The 17,278-nt window shown below is 63.9% G+C and carries 22 protein-coding genes; 16 read left to right on the top strand and 6 right to left on the bottom strand.

What is annotated here, in order from left to right; all coding sequences use genetic code 11:
• Positions 1 to 234: 234 nt before the first annotated feature.
• Positions 235 to 945, top strand: a complete 711-nt coding sequence (locus HGP13_RS10220) for a helix-turn-helix transcriptional regulator (RefSeq protein WP_172224782.1) — start codon at positions 235 to 237, stop codon at positions 943 to 945.
• Positions 942 to 1,712: a helix-turn-helix transcriptional regulator gene (locus tag HGP13_RS10215; protein ID WP_172224780.1), complete on the top strand. Its 771-nt coding sequence runs from the start codon at positions 942 to 944 to the stop codon at positions 1,710 to 1,712. The genes HGP13_RS10220 and HGP13_RS10215 overlap by 4 nt, the downstream gene beginning before the upstream one ends.
• A gap of 24 nt (positions 1,713 to 1,736) precedes the next feature.
• Here the strand turns inward: HGP13_RS10215 and HGP13_RS10210 are convergent, their stop codons facing one another.
• The 6 genes from HGP13_RS10210 to motA are packed head-to-tail and all read right to left on the bottom strand — an operon-like array spanning position 1,737 to position 6,570.
• Positions 1,737 to 2,171 carry a hypothetical protein gene (locus HGP13_RS10210; RefSeq protein WP_172224778.1) on the bottom strand — a complete coding sequence of 145 codons (435 nt, stop codon included), beginning with the start codon at positions 2,169 to 2,171 and terminating at the stop codon, positions 1,737 to 1,739.
• The gene (gene flhB, locus HGP13_RS10205; RefSeq protein WP_172224775.1) at positions 2,168 to 3,250 is read right to left on the bottom strand and encodes a flagellar biosynthesis protein FlhB; all 1,083 of its coding nucleotides are present in this window, start codon (positions 3,248 to 3,250) and stop codon (positions 2,168 to 2,170) included. Before flhB ends, HGP13_RS10210 begins: the two co-directional genes overlap by 4 nt.
• A gap of 3 nt (positions 3,251 to 3,253) precedes the next feature.
• Positions 3,254 to 4,264, bottom strand: coding sequence for a flagellar motor switch protein FliG (locus tag HGP13_RS10200; protein ID WP_172224772.1), 1,011 nt, complete (start codon positions 4,262 to 4,264; stop codon positions 3,254 to 3,256).
• Positions 4,265 to 4,310: 46 nt separating this feature from the next.
• The gene (gene fliN, locus HGP13_RS10195; RefSeq protein ID WP_172224769.1) at positions 4,311 to 4,697 is read right to left on the bottom strand and encodes a flagellar motor switch protein FliN; all 387 of its coding nucleotides are present in this window, start codon (positions 4,695 to 4,697) and stop codon (positions 4,311 to 4,313) included.
• A gap of 17 nt (positions 4,698 to 4,714) precedes the next feature.
• Positions 4,715 to 5,662 (bottom strand): FliM/FliN family flagellar motor switch protein, encoded by a 948-nt coding sequence (locus HGP13_RS10190; protein ID WP_172224766.1) that lies wholly within the window; start codon positions 5,660 to 5,662, stop codon positions 4,715 to 4,717.
• Between the two features lie 32 nt (positions 5,663 to 5,694).
• The gene (motA, locus tag HGP13_RS10185; protein WP_027045471.1) at positions 5,695 to 6,570 is read right to left on the bottom strand and encodes a flagellar motor stator protein MotA; all 876 of its coding nucleotides are present in this window, start codon (positions 6,568 to 6,570) and stop codon (positions 5,695 to 5,697) included.
• A 161-nt stretch (positions 6,571 to 6,731) separates the two neighbouring features.
• Here motA and HGP13_RS10180 point away from each other — a divergent pair, with 161 nt between their 5' ends.
• The 14 genes from HGP13_RS10180 (at position 6,732) to fliP (ending at position 17,203) form a co-directional block, all read left to right on the top strand.
• Positions 6,732 to 7,853 (top strand): DUF1217 domain-containing protein, encoded by a 1,122-nt coding sequence (locus HGP13_RS10180; RefSeq protein WP_172234662.1) that lies wholly within the window; start codon positions 6,732 to 6,734, stop codon positions 7,851 to 7,853.
• A gap of 2 nt (positions 7,854 to 7,855) precedes the next feature.
• Positions 7,856 to 8,581, top strand: a complete 726-nt coding sequence (gene flgF / locus HGP13_RS10175) for a flagellar basal-body rod protein FlgF (RefSeq protein ID WP_172224763.1) — start codon at positions 7,856 to 7,858, stop codon at positions 8,579 to 8,581.
• Between the two features lies 1 nt (position 8,582).
• Complete coding sequence (fliI, locus tag HGP13_RS10170) at positions 8,583 to 9,983, top strand: flagellar protein export ATPase FliI (protein ID WP_172224760.1); 1,401 nt, start codon at positions 8,583 to 8,585, stop codon at positions 9,981 to 9,983.
• Positions 9,964 to 10,821: a hypothetical protein gene (locus tag HGP13_RS10165; protein WP_172224757.1), complete on the top strand. Its 858-nt coding sequence runs from the start codon at positions 9,964 to 9,966 to the stop codon at positions 10,819 to 10,821. Before fliI ends, HGP13_RS10165 begins: the two co-directional genes overlap by 20 nt.
• A gap of 116 nt (positions 10,822 to 10,937) precedes the next feature.
• Complete coding sequence (gene flgB / locus HGP13_RS10160; protein ID WP_172224754.1) at positions 10,938 to 11,318, top strand: flagellar basal body rod protein FlgB; 381 nt, start codon at positions 10,938 to 10,940, stop codon at positions 11,316 to 11,318.
• Between the two features lie 2 nt (positions 11,319 to 11,320).
• A complete protein-coding gene (gene flgC / locus HGP13_RS10155) occupies positions 11,321 to 11,737 on the top strand; it encodes a flagellar basal body rod protein FlgC (RefSeq protein ID WP_172224751.1) in 417 nt (138 codons plus the stop codon).
• The gene (locus tag HGP13_RS10150; RefSeq protein ID WP_172224748.1) at positions 11,734 to 12,057 is read left to right on the top strand and encodes a flagellar hook-basal body complex protein FliE; all 324 of its coding nucleotides are present in this window, start codon (positions 11,734 to 11,736) and stop codon (positions 12,055 to 12,057) included. The genes flgC and HGP13_RS10150 overlap by 4 nt, the downstream gene beginning before the upstream one ends.
• Before the next feature lie 11 nt (positions 12,058 to 12,068).
• On the top strand, positions 12,069 to 12,857 hold the full coding sequence (gene flgG / locus HGP13_RS10145) for a flagellar basal-body rod protein FlgG (protein ID WP_172224743.1): 789 nt from the start codon (positions 12,069 to 12,071) through the stop codon (positions 12,855 to 12,857).
• Between the two features lie 6 nt (positions 12,858 to 12,863).
• Positions 12,864 to 13,433, top strand: coding sequence for a flagellar basal body P-ring formation chaperone FlgA (gene flgA / locus HGP13_RS10140; protein WP_172224740.1), 570 nt, complete (start codon positions 12,864 to 12,866; stop codon positions 13,431 to 13,433).
• 149 nt (positions 13,434 to 13,582) lie between these two features.
• Positions 13,583 to 14,671 (top strand): flagellar basal body P-ring protein FlgI, encoded by a 1,089-nt coding sequence (locus tag HGP13_RS10135; RefSeq protein ID WP_246707437.1) that lies wholly within the window; start codon positions 13,583 to 13,585, stop codon positions 14,669 to 14,671.
• A gap of 3 nt (positions 14,672 to 14,674) precedes the next feature.
• Entirely contained in the window at positions 14,675 to 15,262 is a 588-nt protein-coding gene (locus HGP13_RS10130; protein WP_172224734.1) for a MotE family protein, read from the top strand.
• The gene (gene flgH, locus HGP13_RS10125; RefSeq protein ID WP_172224731.1) at positions 15,259 to 15,960 is read left to right on the top strand and encodes a flagellar basal body L-ring protein FlgH; all 702 of its coding nucleotides are present in this window, start codon (positions 15,259 to 15,261) and stop codon (positions 15,958 to 15,960) included. Before HGP13_RS10130 ends, flgH begins: the two co-directional genes overlap by 4 nt.
• A 20-nt stretch (positions 15,961 to 15,980) precedes the next feature.
• Positions 15,981 to 16,475: a flagellar basal body-associated FliL family protein gene (locus HGP13_RS10120; protein ID WP_172224728.1), complete on the top strand. Its 495-nt coding sequence runs from the start codon at positions 15,981 to 15,983 to the stop codon at positions 16,473 to 16,475.
• The gene (gene fliP, locus HGP13_RS10115) at positions 16,472 to 17,203 is read left to right on the top strand and encodes a flagellar type III secretion system pore protein FliP (RefSeq protein WP_027045485.1); all 732 of its coding nucleotides are present in this window, start codon (positions 16,472 to 16,474) and stop codon (positions 17,201 to 17,203) included. Before HGP13_RS10120 ends, fliP begins: the two co-directional genes overlap by 4 nt.
• Positions 17,204 to 17,278: the final 75 nt, after the last annotated feature.

The raw sequence follows: 17,278 nt of genomic DNA, 5'->3' as shown, positions 1-17,278 counted from the left end.
GTAGATTAGACCCGAATCAGCCGGTCCTGGGGGGCGCGGCGACCACCCAAAGTCTCACGTTCCGGAATTTCCGGCGCCAGACGCGGATGTCTTCGCGTTCCCTGAATGGATTCTGTCTGATTGGCGCGGCCCCGCGCCTCGTGTGCGTCTCGTGAAAGTAACGCGTTTTTAGGGTTCGGCGGCTGGCCTCCAGCATCCGGGCAGCAGAAACGATTCCGGCCAAAAGCAACAAGAATGAGCAGTCCCGCCGCGCTTCTTCAATCCGACACATTGGGCTCGCGCCTGACGTCGCGCGGTGATTTGACCAGCTTCTTCATGGAGCTGACCGCCGAGATCGGCGCCGACAGCTACATGCTGGTTGCCATCGTCCACGACCAGGACCGCAACGACGCGCGCATCGTCTCGTCGAACTGGATCTTCGACGCCATCGAACTGACCGGCAAGCGGCTGATCGCCAGCCTTGCCCAGGGCGCCCTCACCGTCGCGCCCGGCATCCGTCCACGGCCGCTGGTGGCAGCCGAGGCGCCCGATGCCGACGGGCTGGTCTCTGGCGAAGAAGCCCGCCTTCTCGACGTGCTCGGCCATGCCGAGATCTATTCGCTCAGGCTGAATGTCGGCCGACAGCGCCTGTTCGCCCTGTTCTCGGCGGCAGCGGCCGGCCAGATCGACCAGCCGGCGCTGATGAAGGCGCAGCTGAAATGCTGCTACGCGCTTTCGAATATTCCGCAACTGATCGCTGCCGCGGCCATGCAGGATCCGCTGTCCGATCGCGAGCGTGAATGCCTGTTCTGGGTCTCGGAAGGCAAGACCACCGATGAGGTGGCGGTCATCCTTGGCGTGTCCTCCAACACCGTCAACAGCTACATCACCCACGCCATCCAGAAATTCGCGGCCTCGAACCGCGCGATGGCCATCGCCACGGCGATCAGGAGTGGCATCATTTGAAACAGGCAGACATCAAGGAAGCCGCGGAAGCCCTTTTCAACGAGCAGCGCAGCCCGTTCGGCGCCTTCTCGCTAAGTTCCGAAACCCATCACGCCGTCACCGTTCCCGATGCCGTGCGCCGCTGCCGCTGGATATCGGTCGACATCAACGCCTCGGCCTTCGGCCTGTACTTCGTCAGCCCGTCGCCGGAGCGGGCGCGGCTGGTCCCATGCTTCGATTCCGACTATCCCGGCATTGCGGTGGCGACGAAGTTCATCTCAGGCGCCAATGGCGAAGAGATCGTGCGCCACACCCACAATTCGACGGAGCCACGCTGGTGGACGGATGACGGTGTCGCGGCCATGACCGAAATGTTCGGCAACCTCGCCTGGACCGCGCAGATAGCGCCACTGGCGCCCGGCACCAGCGGCATCGCCTTTCCTGTCCACGCCGATCGCGGCCAGTGCGGCCTCGTCGTCTTCCTGGGATCGGAGATCGTGCTGCCGCAGGATTCCCTCTACGAAATCCACGCCCGCTGTTTTTCCTTGTTCGCCGCCGTCGCGCGTATCCGCCCAGGCGATGCCGGCAGGATGCGCGCCATCTCCAAACGTGAACTCGAATGCCTGAAGCTGACTGCCAACGGCAACACCAGCGAGGAAATCGCACGGCTCCTGAAACTGTCGGTCCACACCGCCAACCAGTATCTGACCCAGTCGACGCAGAAGCTCAACGCCGTCAACCGCAACCAGGCGGTTGCCAAGGCGCTGCGGCTTGGTCTGATCGAGTAATTGCTGTCGCCTGGCAAAGGCGCTTTAGAAAGCCAGCGGCTCGACCTTGCGGATCCGCGCCTGTTCGATCACCGCTTCAAGCAGCGCCGTATTGTGCTCGGGATCCTCGCCGGGCTTTTCGAACGACACGTAATTGACCGCGACCGAGTTGCCAGTCCCGCTCAGCGTCAGCTGGAAATAGACGGTCACGCCTGGCGGCCGCAGCTCCAGATCGAGCACGATGCGTGGACTGCCGCTCCAGTCGACATGCGCCTCGCCGCCATGGCCGAGCCTGAGCGTGCCCGGCATGAAGAACAGTTCCACCGCTGAATCGACCAGGTCCGACAGGCAGGCGAAATGCTCCAGCCGGATGAAGGCGATGTAGTCGGCGACATCGATCAGCCTCAGTTCGCCGACCACTTGCTCGATGGCGCTGGCGACAATGATCTCGCGGGATTTTGCGTGCGGTTGGCGGTTCATGAAATCTGTCTGCGCTCAGCCTTTTTCGAGTAGATGATCCGCACCAGTTCGGCGACGGCCTGGTAGAATTGCGACGGGATCACATTATCGACCGAAACTTGCTTGTACATGGAGCGGGCGAGCGCCACGTCCTCGAAGATCGGGATGTTGTGCTCCTTGGCGATCTCGCGGATTTTCAGCGCCACCAGATCCTGCCCCTTGGCCAACACGAGCGGTGCCGAATCCTCGTCGCGCACATATTTCAGCGCGATCGAGTAGTGCGTCGGGTTGGCGATGATCAGCGTCGCGCGCGGCACCGCCGTCATCATTCGCTTGCGCGCACGGTCGCGCGCCAGCGAGCGCAGCCGCGACTTGACGATCGGGTCGCCCTCGGACTGCTTGAACTCGTCCTTGACTTCCTGCTTGCTCATGCGCAGGTCCTGCTTCCAGTGGAAGCGCGACCAGACGATATCGATCGCCGCGATCAGCCCCATGACGAAGACGATCGCCACCAGTATGTCGACCGCGATGCCGCGGATGACGAGGCCGAAAGCGACCGGATTGGTGATCATTCCGGCGAGCAGCTTGCGGTGATCCTCCGACAGCGTGAAGGTGAGCACGGCGATGGCGAAGCCGACCTTTGCCAGGGATTTCAGGAATTCGACCCAGCCCTGGGCGCCGAACATCCGGCTCCAGCCCTTGGTGATCGAAATGCGCGAAAGCTGCGGCCTGATCCGCTCGCCGACGAATTGCGGCATGTTCTGCAGCACCGAGGCGCCGATGCCGGCAACGGTCAAAAGCACCAGCAGGCTGACAAGGGCGCGGCCCACTTCGAGCACGACGAGCTTGTAGAGCGCGATGACATCGGTCTCGGTGTCCATCGGCCAGGCCTCTGGCTTCTCGAGGAACATCGACAGGAACATGCCGAGGTCGATGATCGCGTCCTTGGCATAGAAGACGGTGAAAACCAGTATGGCGACGAAGGAGGCAAGGATCGCGGTTTCCCGCGAATGGGGCAGTTTGCCCTGTTCGATGGTGTCGCGGACTTTCTTTTCCGTCGCCTCTTCGGTTTTGGAGTCCTTGTCGGTGGCGTCGGACATGCCTTAGGCGGCGTCCTGCGTCGAGGGAAGTTCGAACGCGCCTTCGCGCGATAGCCGGATCGTCGTCGACACGATGGTCTTGCGCGCCGTCGCGATGTCGGCGGCAGGCACTCCATCCGACCCCTGACCGAGTTCGGCTTCGATCATGCGCCGCGACCGCGCGCCGATCGCCGACAGCACCGCTTCGGCGAGCGCCGCCGAGGTGCCGCGCAGCGCCAGCGTGACAAGCTCGGTCGACAGTCCGTCGAACAAAAGCACGCGCGCCTTCTGGGTGAGCAGCGGCAGGTCGTCGAAAGCGAAAAGCCGTGCCCGCACACCGTCGAGGTCGGGCGTGCCTGCGGCTTCTAGATCCTGCATGACCTCTTCAAGCAGCGGCTTGTCCAATTCGTTGAGCACGCTTGCGACGCGCGCCTGTCCCGCCGAGGTGTCTTTGGTCGACGTCTCCGCCAGCACGCTGGTGCGCAGCCGGTTCTCGACGATCCTGGCGGCGGCATCCGGAACATTGGCCATCGTCACCATGCGCTTGATGATTTCGCCGCGCATCGGCTTGGTCAGCGTCAAAAGCACACCCGCCGCCGTCTGCGGCGCCAGCTTCGACAGCACCATGGCCGCCGTTTGCGGATGTTCGCCGGCCAGGAAGGTGCCAAGCCGTGCCGGTTCGAGCTTCTCGAGCTCCGGCCAGATCGGCGGTGGACCTTCCGGCGCGACTTCGAATCTCTTGTCGCCCATGATCGCGCTCATCTCTTCGGGCGACAGCGATTCATTGAGGATGGTGTCCATCCTGTCTGCTGAATCGAGCAGGCCGGCGCCTTCGGTGAACTCGGCTTCGAATTCGGCGACGATGCGCTCGAGATCGCTCTGCGGAATGGTCCTGAGCAGCCGGGCGCCCTCGATCAGCGCCTTCAGCTCTTCCTGCTTGAAGAATTTCAACAGGCGGCTGGCGGACGGCTTGCCCATCGCCACCAATATGGCGGCCGCCTTCTGCGCACGCGTCAGGCTCATCAGCGGCGTCATGGTGCCTCTCGCCTCCGCTGCAATCGGCAAGCCCCACCGGTCATGTCTAGGCGCCCTTCGTGCCGGCGATGATTTCGGTCAGCCTGATGCCGAAGCGCGAGGGGTCGCTTTCGAGCACCGTGATCTCGCCACGGGCGATCTTGCGGCCGTTGACCACGACGTCGACGGGCTCGCCGATGCGGCGGTTGAGCGCCACCGTCGAACCCTTCTGCAGCGCCATCAAATCGGCAACCGCCATCTCGGTGCTGCCGAGGATGATCTGGACATCGACAGGAATATTCATGATGACGTTCGAATTGGCGCCGGCGGCGGCCCTGAATGCCGCGTCGGGGCGCTGCTCTTCCTCATTCAGGACCCCGCGCAATTCCTCGATGGCACGGTCGAGCTGCTCGTCCGGCTGGTCGAGTTCTGCTTCCACTTTGGTCTTGGCCATGAATCGTCTCCAAAAGCTCAGGCGCGCCCGGCACCGGCCGGCATGAGCCCATCGATGAAATCCTGCCCGGCATCGAAGGGATGCTTGATTCGGACGGTGTAATTCTGCCCCAGTTTGCCGAACTCGCATACGAACAGCGTCTGGCCGCGCGCGCTGAGGCGCGCCCTAGATTGCGCCGTTTCGTCGAAATCGATGACCTGGCCCACCTCGAGATTGGCGAGATCGCCAAGCGTTAGTCGTGTCAGCGGCATGGTGGCTTCGAGCGCCACCGCCGAGCGCATCACCTCTTCCGAAAAGCGCGCGCGCCAACTGGTGCTGTGATCGGCCTCGCTGACACTGGCGGTGCCGTCGCGGCCGGCAAGCACGACACGCTGCGGCATCGTCACGGTGACGGAGCCGCTATCGACCGGCGTCGAGATGCCGAGGACGACGCGGATGGCAGCACCATCGCGCAGCACATGCCGTTTCGCCTCGGTGCCCGACATCGCCCGCGGCGCCGGCAGCCGCAGGTCGAGCGAGCGGCGCCCGGATCCGTTCAGCGCTTGCGCGACCTGCTGGAACACCATGGTCGACACATCGGTCTCTATCGGCGACAGGTCGCGATCGATCGGCGACACCGGCATATCCGGGTCGCCACCAAACAGCGTCGAGACCATAATGGCGATCGCGGCAGCGTCGATGACGAGCGTCATCGCATCCGAGGATGCTGGCGAGGCGACGACGGTCATGGCGAAATTGTCGCCGGCGCGTGAGCGCGCCTCGGGGACGCGGCTGACCTCGACCGCCTTGAGGTCGACGATCACGGGAACGCCAAGCTCGCCCGAAAGCCCCTTCTGCAGCAGCGGCACGGCGCGTTCGGCCATGGCGCGGCCGGCTTCGATGACCTGATCGGCCTCGCCACTGTCGCCGACAAGACGCTCGATGATCAGCGAGCGCGCCTGCGCGGGGCTGCCCGGACTGGTCATGACAATTTTGCCGCCGTTCTGTCGAACATCGCTCAGGCGGCCTTCTTTTCAGCGGCGGCGGTGTTCATGGTGCTTTGCTCAACGGCGTCGATGGTCGGCCGCTCATAGGACGAGATGGTCTTGCGGCCGAATTCGATCGCCACCTGCGGCAGCGCGCCGTTCATGTAGGCGAGCAGCGTCTGCTTGACGATGATGTAGAGGCGGTTCTTCTTTTCGCGCACCGTCTTGATCTTGGTGGCGACGGGCCCGACCACGGCATAGGACAGGAAGATACCGAGGAAGGTGCCGACAAGGGCGGCGCCGATCAGGCCGCCGAGGATTTCCGGCGACTGGTCGAGTGCGCCCATCGCCTTGACCACGCCAAGCACGGCGGCGACGATGCCCAGTGCCGGCAGGCCGTCGCCGACCGCGACCAGCGCGTGATAGGCCTTCATCTTGTCTGACTTGATGGTCTGGATTTCTTCGTCCATCAACGCCTCGATCTCGTGCGAGCGGGCATTGCCGATGATGATGATGCGGCAGTAGTCGCAGATGAAATTCATCAGGTCGTGATTCTTGAGAACCGTCGGAAAGGCCTGGAAGATGGCTGATTCTTCGGGATTGTCGATATGCGCCTCGACCTCGCTGCGCGACTTCGAGCGCAGTTCGCGCATCAGGCTGTGCAGGACGCCGAGCGTTTCCAGATAATCCTGTTCCTTCGGCACCGCCTGCTTGAAGGCTTCGAGAATGCCCCTGCCGGTATCCTTGACCGTCTTCATCGGGTTGGCGACGAGGAAGGTGCCAAGGGCAGCGCCGCAGATGACCACGGCCTCCCAGGGCTGGACCAGCACGTGCAGATGCCCGCCCATGGCCATGAAGCCGCCAAGGACGCAACCGAGCGTCACCACAAGTCCAATGAGAATGCCCACGGCAGGTCCTTCCGCATTTCACGTCAACTGCAAGGGATAGTCCCCGTGCCTTGTGTGAGGCTTGAATCCGATCCGCCACGGAAGCGAATGTTGGCGATTCAGTTTCGCGCAAGGAAGTGAGGTTATTGTCGCGATATTAAGCTTCGGCCGGAGGCATGACGTTGCTCAGTACCTTTACCAGCTACCAATTGATCACCAAGGACATCACCAAGTCTATCGACCGCATCGAGCAGCAGCCGACGGTCGATCGCGACACCCAATATTATCTTGCCAACATCACCAAGGTGAAATCGATCGACGATTTTGTCAAAAATGACCGGCTGTTCAAATATGCCATGAAGGCCTACGGGCTGGAGAACATGGACTATGCCAAGGCCTTCATGGTCAAGGCGCTCAAGGAAGGCGTCACCGACCCCAACAGCTTTGCCAACAAGCTGACCGACAAACGCTACGCCGCGTTCGTCAGCGCCTTCAATTTCGCCGCCAATGGCGCCGATGCAACCATCTACAACAAGGCCCAGCAGCTGGTGACGAAGAACTATGCCACCCAGGCGCAGATCGCCGGCCTCGACCCGAACTCCGACTATGTGAAAGGCGAGACGACCTACTACCTCGCCAACATCACCAAGGTGAAGTCCGTCGACGACCTGATGTCGAACAGCCGGCTCTACACCTATGCCCTGGCCGCATACGGTCTCGACTCGGCTACCGAGGACAAGGACCTGATCAAGCAGGTCCTGCAAAGCAAGGTGAGCGACCCTGGCAGCGTCGCCAACAAGCAGACGAACCCAGCTTATGCGGGACTGGCTTTGGCCTTCAATTTCGAAGCCAATGGCGAGAACGCCACCACCATCAATCCTGCGCAGCAGCCGACCGTCGACATGTACATGCGCCAGACCCTCGAGGAGGATGCCGGCAAGACCAATGAGGGTGTGCGGCTGGCACTGTATTTCCAGCGCAAGGCGCCCGACATCACCAGCTGGTACGACGTGCTGGCCGATACGGCCCTTGCCAGCGTCGTGCGCACCGCGCTGGGCCTGCCCGATTCCTTCGCCACCGCCGACATCGACAAGCAGGCGCAGCTGTTCGAGCAGAAGCTCGACCTCACGGATTTCACCGATCCCGCGAAGCTCACCAAGTTCCTGACCCGCTTCACCAGCATGTACGAGATCAACAACCCGACCTCGACCGCGGTGTCGTCGATCAGCGTGCTCTTCGCCAAGCCGGTCACGTCGGGCATTTCCACCGACCTGATGATGGCCATGCAGAAACTGAAGTTCTGATCATGCAAGACAGTCTTTATGTCGCCCTTTCCGCGCAGATGGCGCTCGAGCGCCGGCTGGACACCATCGCCGACAATGTCGCCAACGCCAACACTGTCGGCTTTCGCGCCACCGGCGTGAAATTCGAGGACGTGGTGTCGGGCACCGGGCAGAAGTCGGTGTCCTTTGCCTCGTCGGGCAAGACTTATCTCTCGGGCGCTCATGGTTCGCTTAGCGAGACCGGCAACCCCTTTGATTTCGCCATCCAGGGCGACGCCTGGTTCGCCATCGATACGCCGGCCGGCACCGTGATGACCCGCGACGGCCGCTTCTCGATGAACGAGAATGGCGAGCTGATGTCGATCGAAGGCCATCCGGTGCTCGACGCCGGCGGCGCACCGATCCAGCTCGACCCTCGCAACGGCCCGCCCAAGGCCGGCGCCGACGGCTCGCTGCGCCAAAACGACCAGCTCGTCGGCTCGATCGGCGTCTACAATTTCGATCCGGGTCAGAATTTCGTGCGTTACGGCAATTCCGGCATCGTGCCTTCGCGCACGCCCGAGCCGGTCACCGATCGCTCCGATGTCGGCATCGCCCAGGGCTTCGTCGAGGAATCCAACGTCAATCCGGTGATGGAGATGACGCGGCTGATCATGGTCCAGCGCGCCTTCGAGAACACCGCGGCCCTGATGCGGCAGACGGATTCCTCCACCGACGAGGCGATCAAGACGCTCGGCTCGAAGTCGTAGCATGTCGCTCGACAGATCCTCCATCCGCGCACCCGAAATCCAGCTCCAGCCTGCGCCGGAGGATCGGCTGGCCGCGTTGGAACGGGTTATCAGGCGCTTCAGCAACGCCGATGGGCTGGTCAAGCGTGGCGGTCTCGTCACCGAAGTCACGCCGACGCATTACAAGGTGCGCGGGCTTTCCGATTTCGCCAGGCTGGGCGACATGGTCGAACAGCGCGGCCAGACCGGCTCGCGCCGCGGCGAGATCGTCAAGATCAGCCGCGACGAGGTCGTCGTCGCGCCCTTCGAGCACAGCGCCGATGCCGGCATCGGTGATGCCGTGTTCCGCAGGGGACCGCTCGCGGTGGCGCCGCACGGCTCCTGGCGCGGCCGCACCATCGACGCGCTCACCCGGGCGATCGATGGCGGCCCGCCGCTGATCAGGGGCGACGACCTGTCGGGCAGTTCGACGACGCCCGGTGCCATGGCCCGGCAGCGCGTCGGCACCGCCTTCATGACCGGCGTCAGGGTCATCGACATCTTCACGCCGCTGTGCTTCGGCCAGCGCATGGGCGTCTTTGCCGGTTCGGGCGTCGGCAAGTCGACGCTGCTGGCCATGCTCGCCGGCGCCGACGCGTTCGACACCGTCGTCGTGGCGCTGATCGGCGAACGCGGCCGCGAGGTCCGCGAATTCCTCGAGGACACGATCGGCGACAGCATGGCCAAGACCGTCGCCGTCGTCGCCACCAGCGACGAGAGCGCCATGATGCGCCGGCGCGCACCCGACACCGCCATGCGCGTCGCCGAGCATTTTCGCGACCAGGGCCACCGTGTGCTCCTTGTGCTGGATTCGATCACCCGCTTCGCCCATGCGTTGCGTGAGGTGGCGACGGGAACCGGCGAACCGCCGGTCGCACGCGGCTATCCCGCCTCGGTCTTCACCGAACTGCCCAAGCTGCTCGAGCGCGCCGGACCGGGGATTGAAGGTAAGGGTTCGATCACCGCCATCATTTCGGTGCTGGTCGACGGCGACGACCACAACGATCCGGTCGCCGATTCCGTGCGCGGCATCCTCGACGGCCATGTCGTGCTCGACCGCGCGATCGCCGAACAGGGCCGCTATCCGCCGGTCAATCCGCTGTCGTCCATATCGCGCCTGGCCGGCAAGGCCTGGAGCGTCGAACAGCGCGCTTTGGTGACGCGGCTGAAGTCGATGATCTCGCGCTTCGAGGACACGCGCGACATCCGCCTGCTCGGCGCCTATCAGGGTGGCGCCGACGCCGAGCTCGACATTGCCGTGCGCCAGGTGCCGCTGATCTACGAGGCGCTGACGCAATCGCCCAGGGACCGCCCGTCAGCCGATCCGTTCTCCGGTCTCGCCCGCCATCTCAAGGGAAAGCTGAATGCCGAATCAGGAGACTGAACGCCAATACACCGAGCGCATCCTGAACGAGATGATCGCCGAGGCGAACGCCGCCGAGGCAGCTCGGGCCGAGGAAGAGAGGGCCGCCAAGGCAAGGGTCGCCAGCGCCATAGCTGCCAAGACCGCGGCTGTTCTGGCCAGAGCCGCCAAGCCGGCTCTGGCCAGAACCAAGCCGGCGCTACCCAGATCCGAGCCTGTTCTGGCTCAGGCTGCCGTGCCGGCCATGCAGGTGGGTCCCCGCGTCGAGCCTGCCGAGATGACGCAGGCAAGCCGCGAATCGCTCATCGACGGCCTGTTCTCCGTCACCGAATGGCCGCAACCACCAAAGGCGCAATTTCCAAAATTGAGCAAGAAGGCGGACCGGCGAAGCGACTTCGTCATCGCCGCGCTCGGCGTCACGCTCGGCCTGATCTGCGCCCTGTTTCCCTGGTACATCTTCTTCAACCAGGAGCAGTTCGGGGTTCAGGCGATCAAGTTTGGCGGGACCGGCACCAATGCGGGACGCGCGGGCGGTGGTGTGGTCGCCTCGCGCAGCGCGCCGCTGACGGCCAAGGACGTTCCCAACACCAGCATCGATCTGCTCGCCACCGGAACGGTGCAGGATGGCGCCACCCCGACACAGCCGCCCGGCGACCAGCCCTTCCCCGCCGATGTCGCGAAATTCCGCATGGTCCATGTCGCCAACGGCCGCGCCATGATCGAGGACGACACCGGCCTGTGGATCGTCCAACGCGGCTCGCCGCTGCCGGACTCGAGCACGGTATCGTCGATCGAGCAGCGCAACGGCAAGTGGGTCATGCTGACCAGCACCGACCAGGTGATCCAGCTTTCCAGGTAGGCCGTCGCGGTTCTGCCAGAGCGGCTCTCACTTTTCGGCCTCATGCTCCAGCGGCTCCCCGCAAGGTCCGCGCAAGACTGGCGGCCTAGTCTTTGGGCACATGCCCGGAGATTCCCATGGAGCCCGTTTCCCTTTTCGATCTCGCCGCCAAGCAAGCGCAGTGGCTTTCCGTGCGCCAGTCGGCGATCGCCGGCAACATCGCCAACGCCAACACGCCGGGCTACACGGCAAACGACGTCGAGCCCTTTGAAAAGGTGCTCGACCGTACCGCGGTGTCGCTACAGACCACCGAGGCCGGCCATCTCGGCAGCGCGGCGACCAATGCCGGCTTCACCATCAAGCCGCAGGAAGATGACGGCGTGGTCATGCCGTCCAAGAACACCGTCGTGCTTGAAGACCAGCTTCTCAAGGCCGGCGAAGTGCGCCGCACCTTCGAACTCAACACGGCAATAGTCAAGGCATTCCACTCGATGATGATGATGGCGGTGAAGAGCTGACCATGGACGCGCTGACCGCAGCCCTGAAAGTCGCAGCATCCGGCCTCGGCGCCCAGTCCGAGCGCCTGCGCGTGGTTTCGGAAAACCTCGCCAATGCCCAGTCGACCGGCACCACGCCCGGCGCCGACCCCTATCGCCGCAAGACCATCAGCTTCGTCTCCGAACTCGACCGGGCCTCAGGCAGCTCGACGGTTCAAGTGAACTCGATCGACCGCGATCCGAGTGATTTTCCCGTCGAGTTCCAGCCCGGCAACGAGGCCGCCGACGAGAAGGGCTACGTCAAGATGCCTAACGTCAACGTGCTGATCGAAATGGCCGACATGACCGAGGCCAACCGTTCCTACGAGGCCAACCTGCAAGTCGTGAAGCAGGCGCGCGACCTCATTTCAATGACCATCGACCTGATGAGGAACCAATGATCGTAAATGGCATCGGCGCGCTCAACCTGAAGCCCGGTCTCGGCGATACGGCTACCGACCTGCTTCAGGGCGGTGTCGCGCCGGCGACAGCGGGCAACCTTGGCACCTCCTTCGCCGAAGCGGTCAGCCAGGCAGCGTCGAAGACCGTCAACACGCTGCAGAATGCCGAGCAGGTGTCGCTGCAGGCGCTCAAGGGCGATGCCGACACCCGTCAGGTGGTCGATGCGGTGATGAGCGCGCAGCAGGCGCTTCAGACCGCCGTCGCCATCCGCGACAAGGTCGTTTCGGCCTATCTCGAAGTCAGTCGCATGGGTATTTGAGGAGTTAGGGCATGAAAGCACTTTCCATCGCCGCCACCGGCATGAATGCCCAGCAGACAAATCTGGAAGTCATCGCCAACAACATCGCCAACATCAACACCACCGGCTACAAGCGGGCGCGCGCCGAATTCTCCGACCTGCTCTACCAGGTCGACCGCACGCAAGGCGTACCCAACCGCTCCAACGCCTCGCTGGTGCCGGAGGGCGTTTCGATCGGCCTCGGCGTCAAGACGACGGCCGTGCGCAACGTGCACACCCAGGGCGAACTGACCAGCACCGGCAACAGTTTCGACATGGCGCTGACCGGCCGGGGCTGGTTCCAGATCGAGGGCGCCGACGGCGGCACGCTCTACAGCCGCGCCGGCGCCTTCAATACCAACGCCACCGGCCAGCTGGTGACGGTGGACGGCGCCAATGTCATTCCGGCCATCACCGTGCCGACCGATGCAGTCGAGGTGATCGTCAACAAGACCGGCCAGGTCTTCGCCCGCATCGACGGCCAGACCGCTCTCCAGAGCCTCGGCCAGCTCCAGATCGCCAACTTCGCCAACGAGGCGGGCCTCGCACCGCTCGGCGACAACCTCTTCCAGGAAACGGCGGCTTCCGGCCCGGCCAATGTCGGCGTGCCCGGCGATCCCGGCTTCGCCACCATCCAGCAAGGTTATCTCGAGGCTTCCAACGTCGACCCGGTCAAGGAGATCACCGAACTGATCTCGGCGCAGCGCGCCTATGAGATGAACTCCAAGGTGATCCAGGCCGCCGACGACATGGCCTCGGTCGTCTCCAAGAACATCAGGTAACGGACGATGGCCATGCCGATCTCCTGCTCCGCATTCCGCCGCGCCGCGCTGATCCTTGCGCTGGTGGCCGGCGGCATGCCGGCTTTCGCCCAGGAATCGACAAGCCAATCCACAACTGGCCAATCCACAACTGGCCAATCCACAACTGGCCAATCGGCAACGCAGATCGCCAGCAATCAGCCTGTCGGCGAGGTCGTGCTGATCCCCAACCGTGTCATCTATCCCGGCGAGACCATCGAGCTCACCGCGCTGAAACAGGTGACCCTCATACCGGGGAAGCACAAGCCCGACGCCATGGCGACCCGCTCCGAGGAGCTTCAAGGCAAGATCGCCAAGCGCACGCTGCTGCCCGGACGCTACATTCCGTCAGCCGCCATCCGCGAGGCCTGGCTGGTCGAACAGGGTGCCGCCGTGCAGGTCTTCTTCATCGCCGGCGGACTGACGATCTCGGCCACTGCCGTGACCTTGCAGCCGGGTTCGGCCGGCGACCTCATCAAGGTTCGCAACAGCGACAGCGGCAAGATCCTATCCGGCACCGTTATGGCCGACGGAACCATCCAGGTCAGCGCTTCATGATGGGCCTGCTTGCCCTTCTGCTCGCGGCCACCCTCGGCCTGCAGCCGGCTCTGGCCGACGGCCTGACGCCGAAGGCCAAGCGCGAACTCGCCGCCAGGAACGGCGGCGTCGACAACGATCCGGAATATGATCCGGCGACCACCACACGCATGTTCCGCGTTTCGCCCGGGCCAAGCTCGCTGCCGCCCGGCCAGGTCGCCTCGCGCATCAAGGACATCGCCCAGCTGCAGAGTTCGCGCGACAACCAGCTGGTCGGCTACGGTCTTGTCATCGGCCTCGCCGGCTCGGGTGACAGCCTGCGCAATTCGCCGTTCACCGAGCAGTCGATCCGCGCCATGCTGGAGAATCTCGGCATCGCCACCGAAGGCGGCAGCGCGCGCGCCAAGAACGTCGCCGCCGTCATCGTCACCGCCAATATGCCCCCCTATGTGCAGTCGGGTGCCCGCATCGACATCGACGTCTCCTCGATGGGCGACGCCACCTCGCTTGCCGGCGGCACGCTGATCATGACGCCGCTCAAGGCGGCGGACGGCGAGATTTATGCCGTCGGCCAGGGCGCGGTCATCGTTTCCGGCTTCATCGCCCAAGGTCAGGCCCAGCAACTGACGCAAGGCGTGCCGACCGCCGGCCGCGTGCCGAACGGCGCCATCGTCGAGCGGCAGGTGAAAGCCGAATTCGACGACCAGTCAACGCTGACGCTGCAGTTGCGCAATCCCGATTTTTCGACTGCCATCCGCATCGCCGACGCCATCAACGACTACACCAGCCAGCGCTTCGGCATGCGCGTGGCGGCCGAGCGCGATTCCCGCACCGTCCAGATCAGAAGGCCGAGGAATGTCTCGGCCGCGCGCTTCTATGCCGAGATCGAAAACCTGGTGGTCGAATCCGATACGCCGGCCCGTGTCGTCATCGACGAGCGCACCGGCACCATCGTCATCGGCAATGACGTCAAGATATCGCGCGTCGCCATCAGCCACGGCACGCTGACGGTGCGCATAACGGAAGCGCCGCGCGTCGTGCAGCCTGAACCCTTCTCCAAGGGCGAAACCGCCGTCGAACCGTTCACCGCCATCGACGCCAGCCGGCCGAATGGCCGCGTCGCGGTGCTCGACGGACCCGACCTGCAAACCCTGGTTTCCGGCCTCAACCGCCTCGGCGTCAAGCCGGATGGCATCATTGCCATCCTGCAAGGCATCAAGTCGGCCGGCGCCCTGCAAGCCGATCTGGTTCTCCAATAGGCGATGCCGATGATCCACTCCCTCTCATCCCATGAAAGACGCCGCCCCCGCGCAATCCTGTTCGGGGCCACGGCTCTCGCGGCAATGTCTGTTTCAATCGGCAGCGCACGCGCCGAGGATGTCGTTCGCCAGGTTCTGCCCGGAGCGCAGCCCGCGGTGGCGCCTCAGCAACTGACGAAGGAGAAAGCGCCGGATCAGAGCGAGATCGAGCGCTTCTGCTCCAACATAGCCGACGCCGCGCGCGACCGCCGCTATGCCTTGCAGGCGGAAGAGTTGAAGCAGCTCCAGGCCGGCATCGACGAACGCATGAAAGCGCTGGACGCGAAGAAGGCCGAATATGAGACCTGGCTGAAGCGGCGCGAAGTCTTCCTCGCTCGAGCCGAGGACGGCGTTGTCAAGATCTATGCCGGCATGAAGCCTGATGCGGCGGCCGAACGCCTGGCGATCGTCAATGCCGATCTGGCCGCGGCCATCCTGATGAAGCTCGATTCACGCAAGGCCAGCGTCATTCTCAACGAAATGGACCAGAAGGCGGCGGCGACGCTCACCGGCATCATGGCCAGCGCAGCCCGAAGGGTAGATCCGTCATGATCCGCAAAACGCTCATCTTGTGCGCGGTCGCGATGCTGTCGGGCTGTGGCACGGACCTGCGCCAAGTCGGCAAGGAACCGGCACTGTCGCCTGTCGGCTCCGGCGTGAGCGACGGCACCACTGGCTCGCTCTATCCGGAACCGCCAACTGCACCGGTAAGGAAATTCTCGCTGTGGAACGACCGCCAGAGCCGGCTGTTCACCGACCCGCGGGCACTGTCGCAAGGCGACATTCTCACTGTCAAGATCTCGATCAACGACAGGGCCAATTTCAAGAACCAGAACGACCGGAGCCGCACCGCCAACCGCAAGCTCGGCTACGACATCAGCGCGCAATGGGACAAGCTGAGTACCGCTGGCAAGGGCTCTGGCGCGCTCAGTTCCGGCACGGACACTACCGCGGACGGCGAGATCAAGCGATCGGAGACCCTCGAACTCAATGTCGCCGCCATCGTCACGGACGTCCTGCCCAACGGCAACCTGATGATCAGAGGCTCGCAGGAAGTGCGCGTCAACGCCGAACTGCGGGTGCTGACCATCGCCGGCATCGTCAGGCCCGCCGATATCGGCGGCGAGAACACGATCCCTTACGAGCGCATCGCCGAGGCGCGCATCTCCTATGGCGGACGCGGCCGAATCACCGAGATCCAGCAGCCGGCCTACGGCCAGCAGGTTCTCGACCAGGTTCTTCCGTTCTAGGGATTGGGGAACAAAGCACCGTGGCCAATGTCGAACAGCTTCAGCCTCGCAAGGGTCCTTCCCTTGTCGTCCAGGGCGCCATGCTGCTGGTGGTGACGGCCGCCGCCATCGGCATGGGTTGGATGTCCGGCGGCTATCTCAAGGGCGTCGACGCACCGTCATCGGTGCCGGTTGCGCCTGAAAATGAGGGCAAGCCTGTCGAGCCCGCCGCCGCACATGAGCCTGGCGCAGGGCCGACCGTCGTCGCACTGGCGCCGATCACCACCAATATCGCCTCACCCGCCGACACCTGGATCAGGATGGAAGTATCCGTGGTCTACGACGCGCCGCAGCCGCCGGCGATGACGGAGGACATCCATCAGGACCTTCTGGCCTTCGTGCGCACGCTGAAGATGCATCAGATCGAGGGCGCCAGCGGTTACCAGCACCTGAAAGCCGATCTCGAGGAACGCGCCTCGATCCGCAGCCAAGGGCACGCCAAACAGGTTCTCATCAGGACATTGCTGCTCGAATGAAGAAGTTCCTTCTCGCCGCGGCGCTGATCGGCGCCGCCACATCGATCGCGGCGGCGCAGCAGCTGGACCTCGGCGGCATCGGCAAGGCCGATGGCACCACCGTCGGCTACATCATCCAGATGTTCGGCCTGCTGACCGTGCTGTCGGTGGCGCCGGGGCTGCTGATCATGGTGACGAGCTTCACCCGCTTCGTCATCGCCTTCTCGATCCTGCGTGCCGGCATCGGCCTGCAGTCGACGCCGGCAAACCTCATCCTGATTTCGCTGTCGCTGTTCATGACGTTCTATGTCATGGCGCCGACCTTCGATCAGGCCTGGAACACCGGCGTCAAGCCGCTGATGGACAACCAGATCAGCCAGACCGAGGCTTTCGAGAAGATCTCCGATCCGTTCCGCACCTTCATGCTGCACAATGTGCGTGACAAGGACTTCGATCTCTTCGCAGACCTCGCCCGCGAGCGCGGCCAGGTCGTTGCCAAGGAGACGGTCGACCTGCGCATCCTGGTGCCGGCCTTCATGATCTCCGAGATCAGGCGCGGCTTCGAGATCGGCTTCCTGATCGTGCTGCCGTTCCTGGTCATCGACCTAATCGTCGCCACCATCACCATGGCGATGGGCATGATGATGCTGCCGCCGACCGTGGTGTCGCTGCCGTTCAAGATCCTGTTCTTCGTCCTGATCGACGGCTGGAATCTGCTCGTCGGCAGCCTGGTGCGCTCCTTCAACTGACCTCGCCGTATCGGCCCATCGCGACGCTGCCCGTAAGAACCGGGAGCGCGAGACGTCGTCGATTTTTTCTGGAAT

It is taken from the genome of Mesorhizobium sp. NZP2077, from assembly GCF_013170805.1.
Taxonomy (GTDB): domain Bacteria; phylum Pseudomonadota; class Alphaproteobacteria; order Rhizobiales; family Rhizobiaceae; genus Mesorhizobium.
The sequence above is the reverse complement of the archived record's forward strand: the minus strand, read 5'-3'. Positions and strand labels throughout refer to the sequence as shown.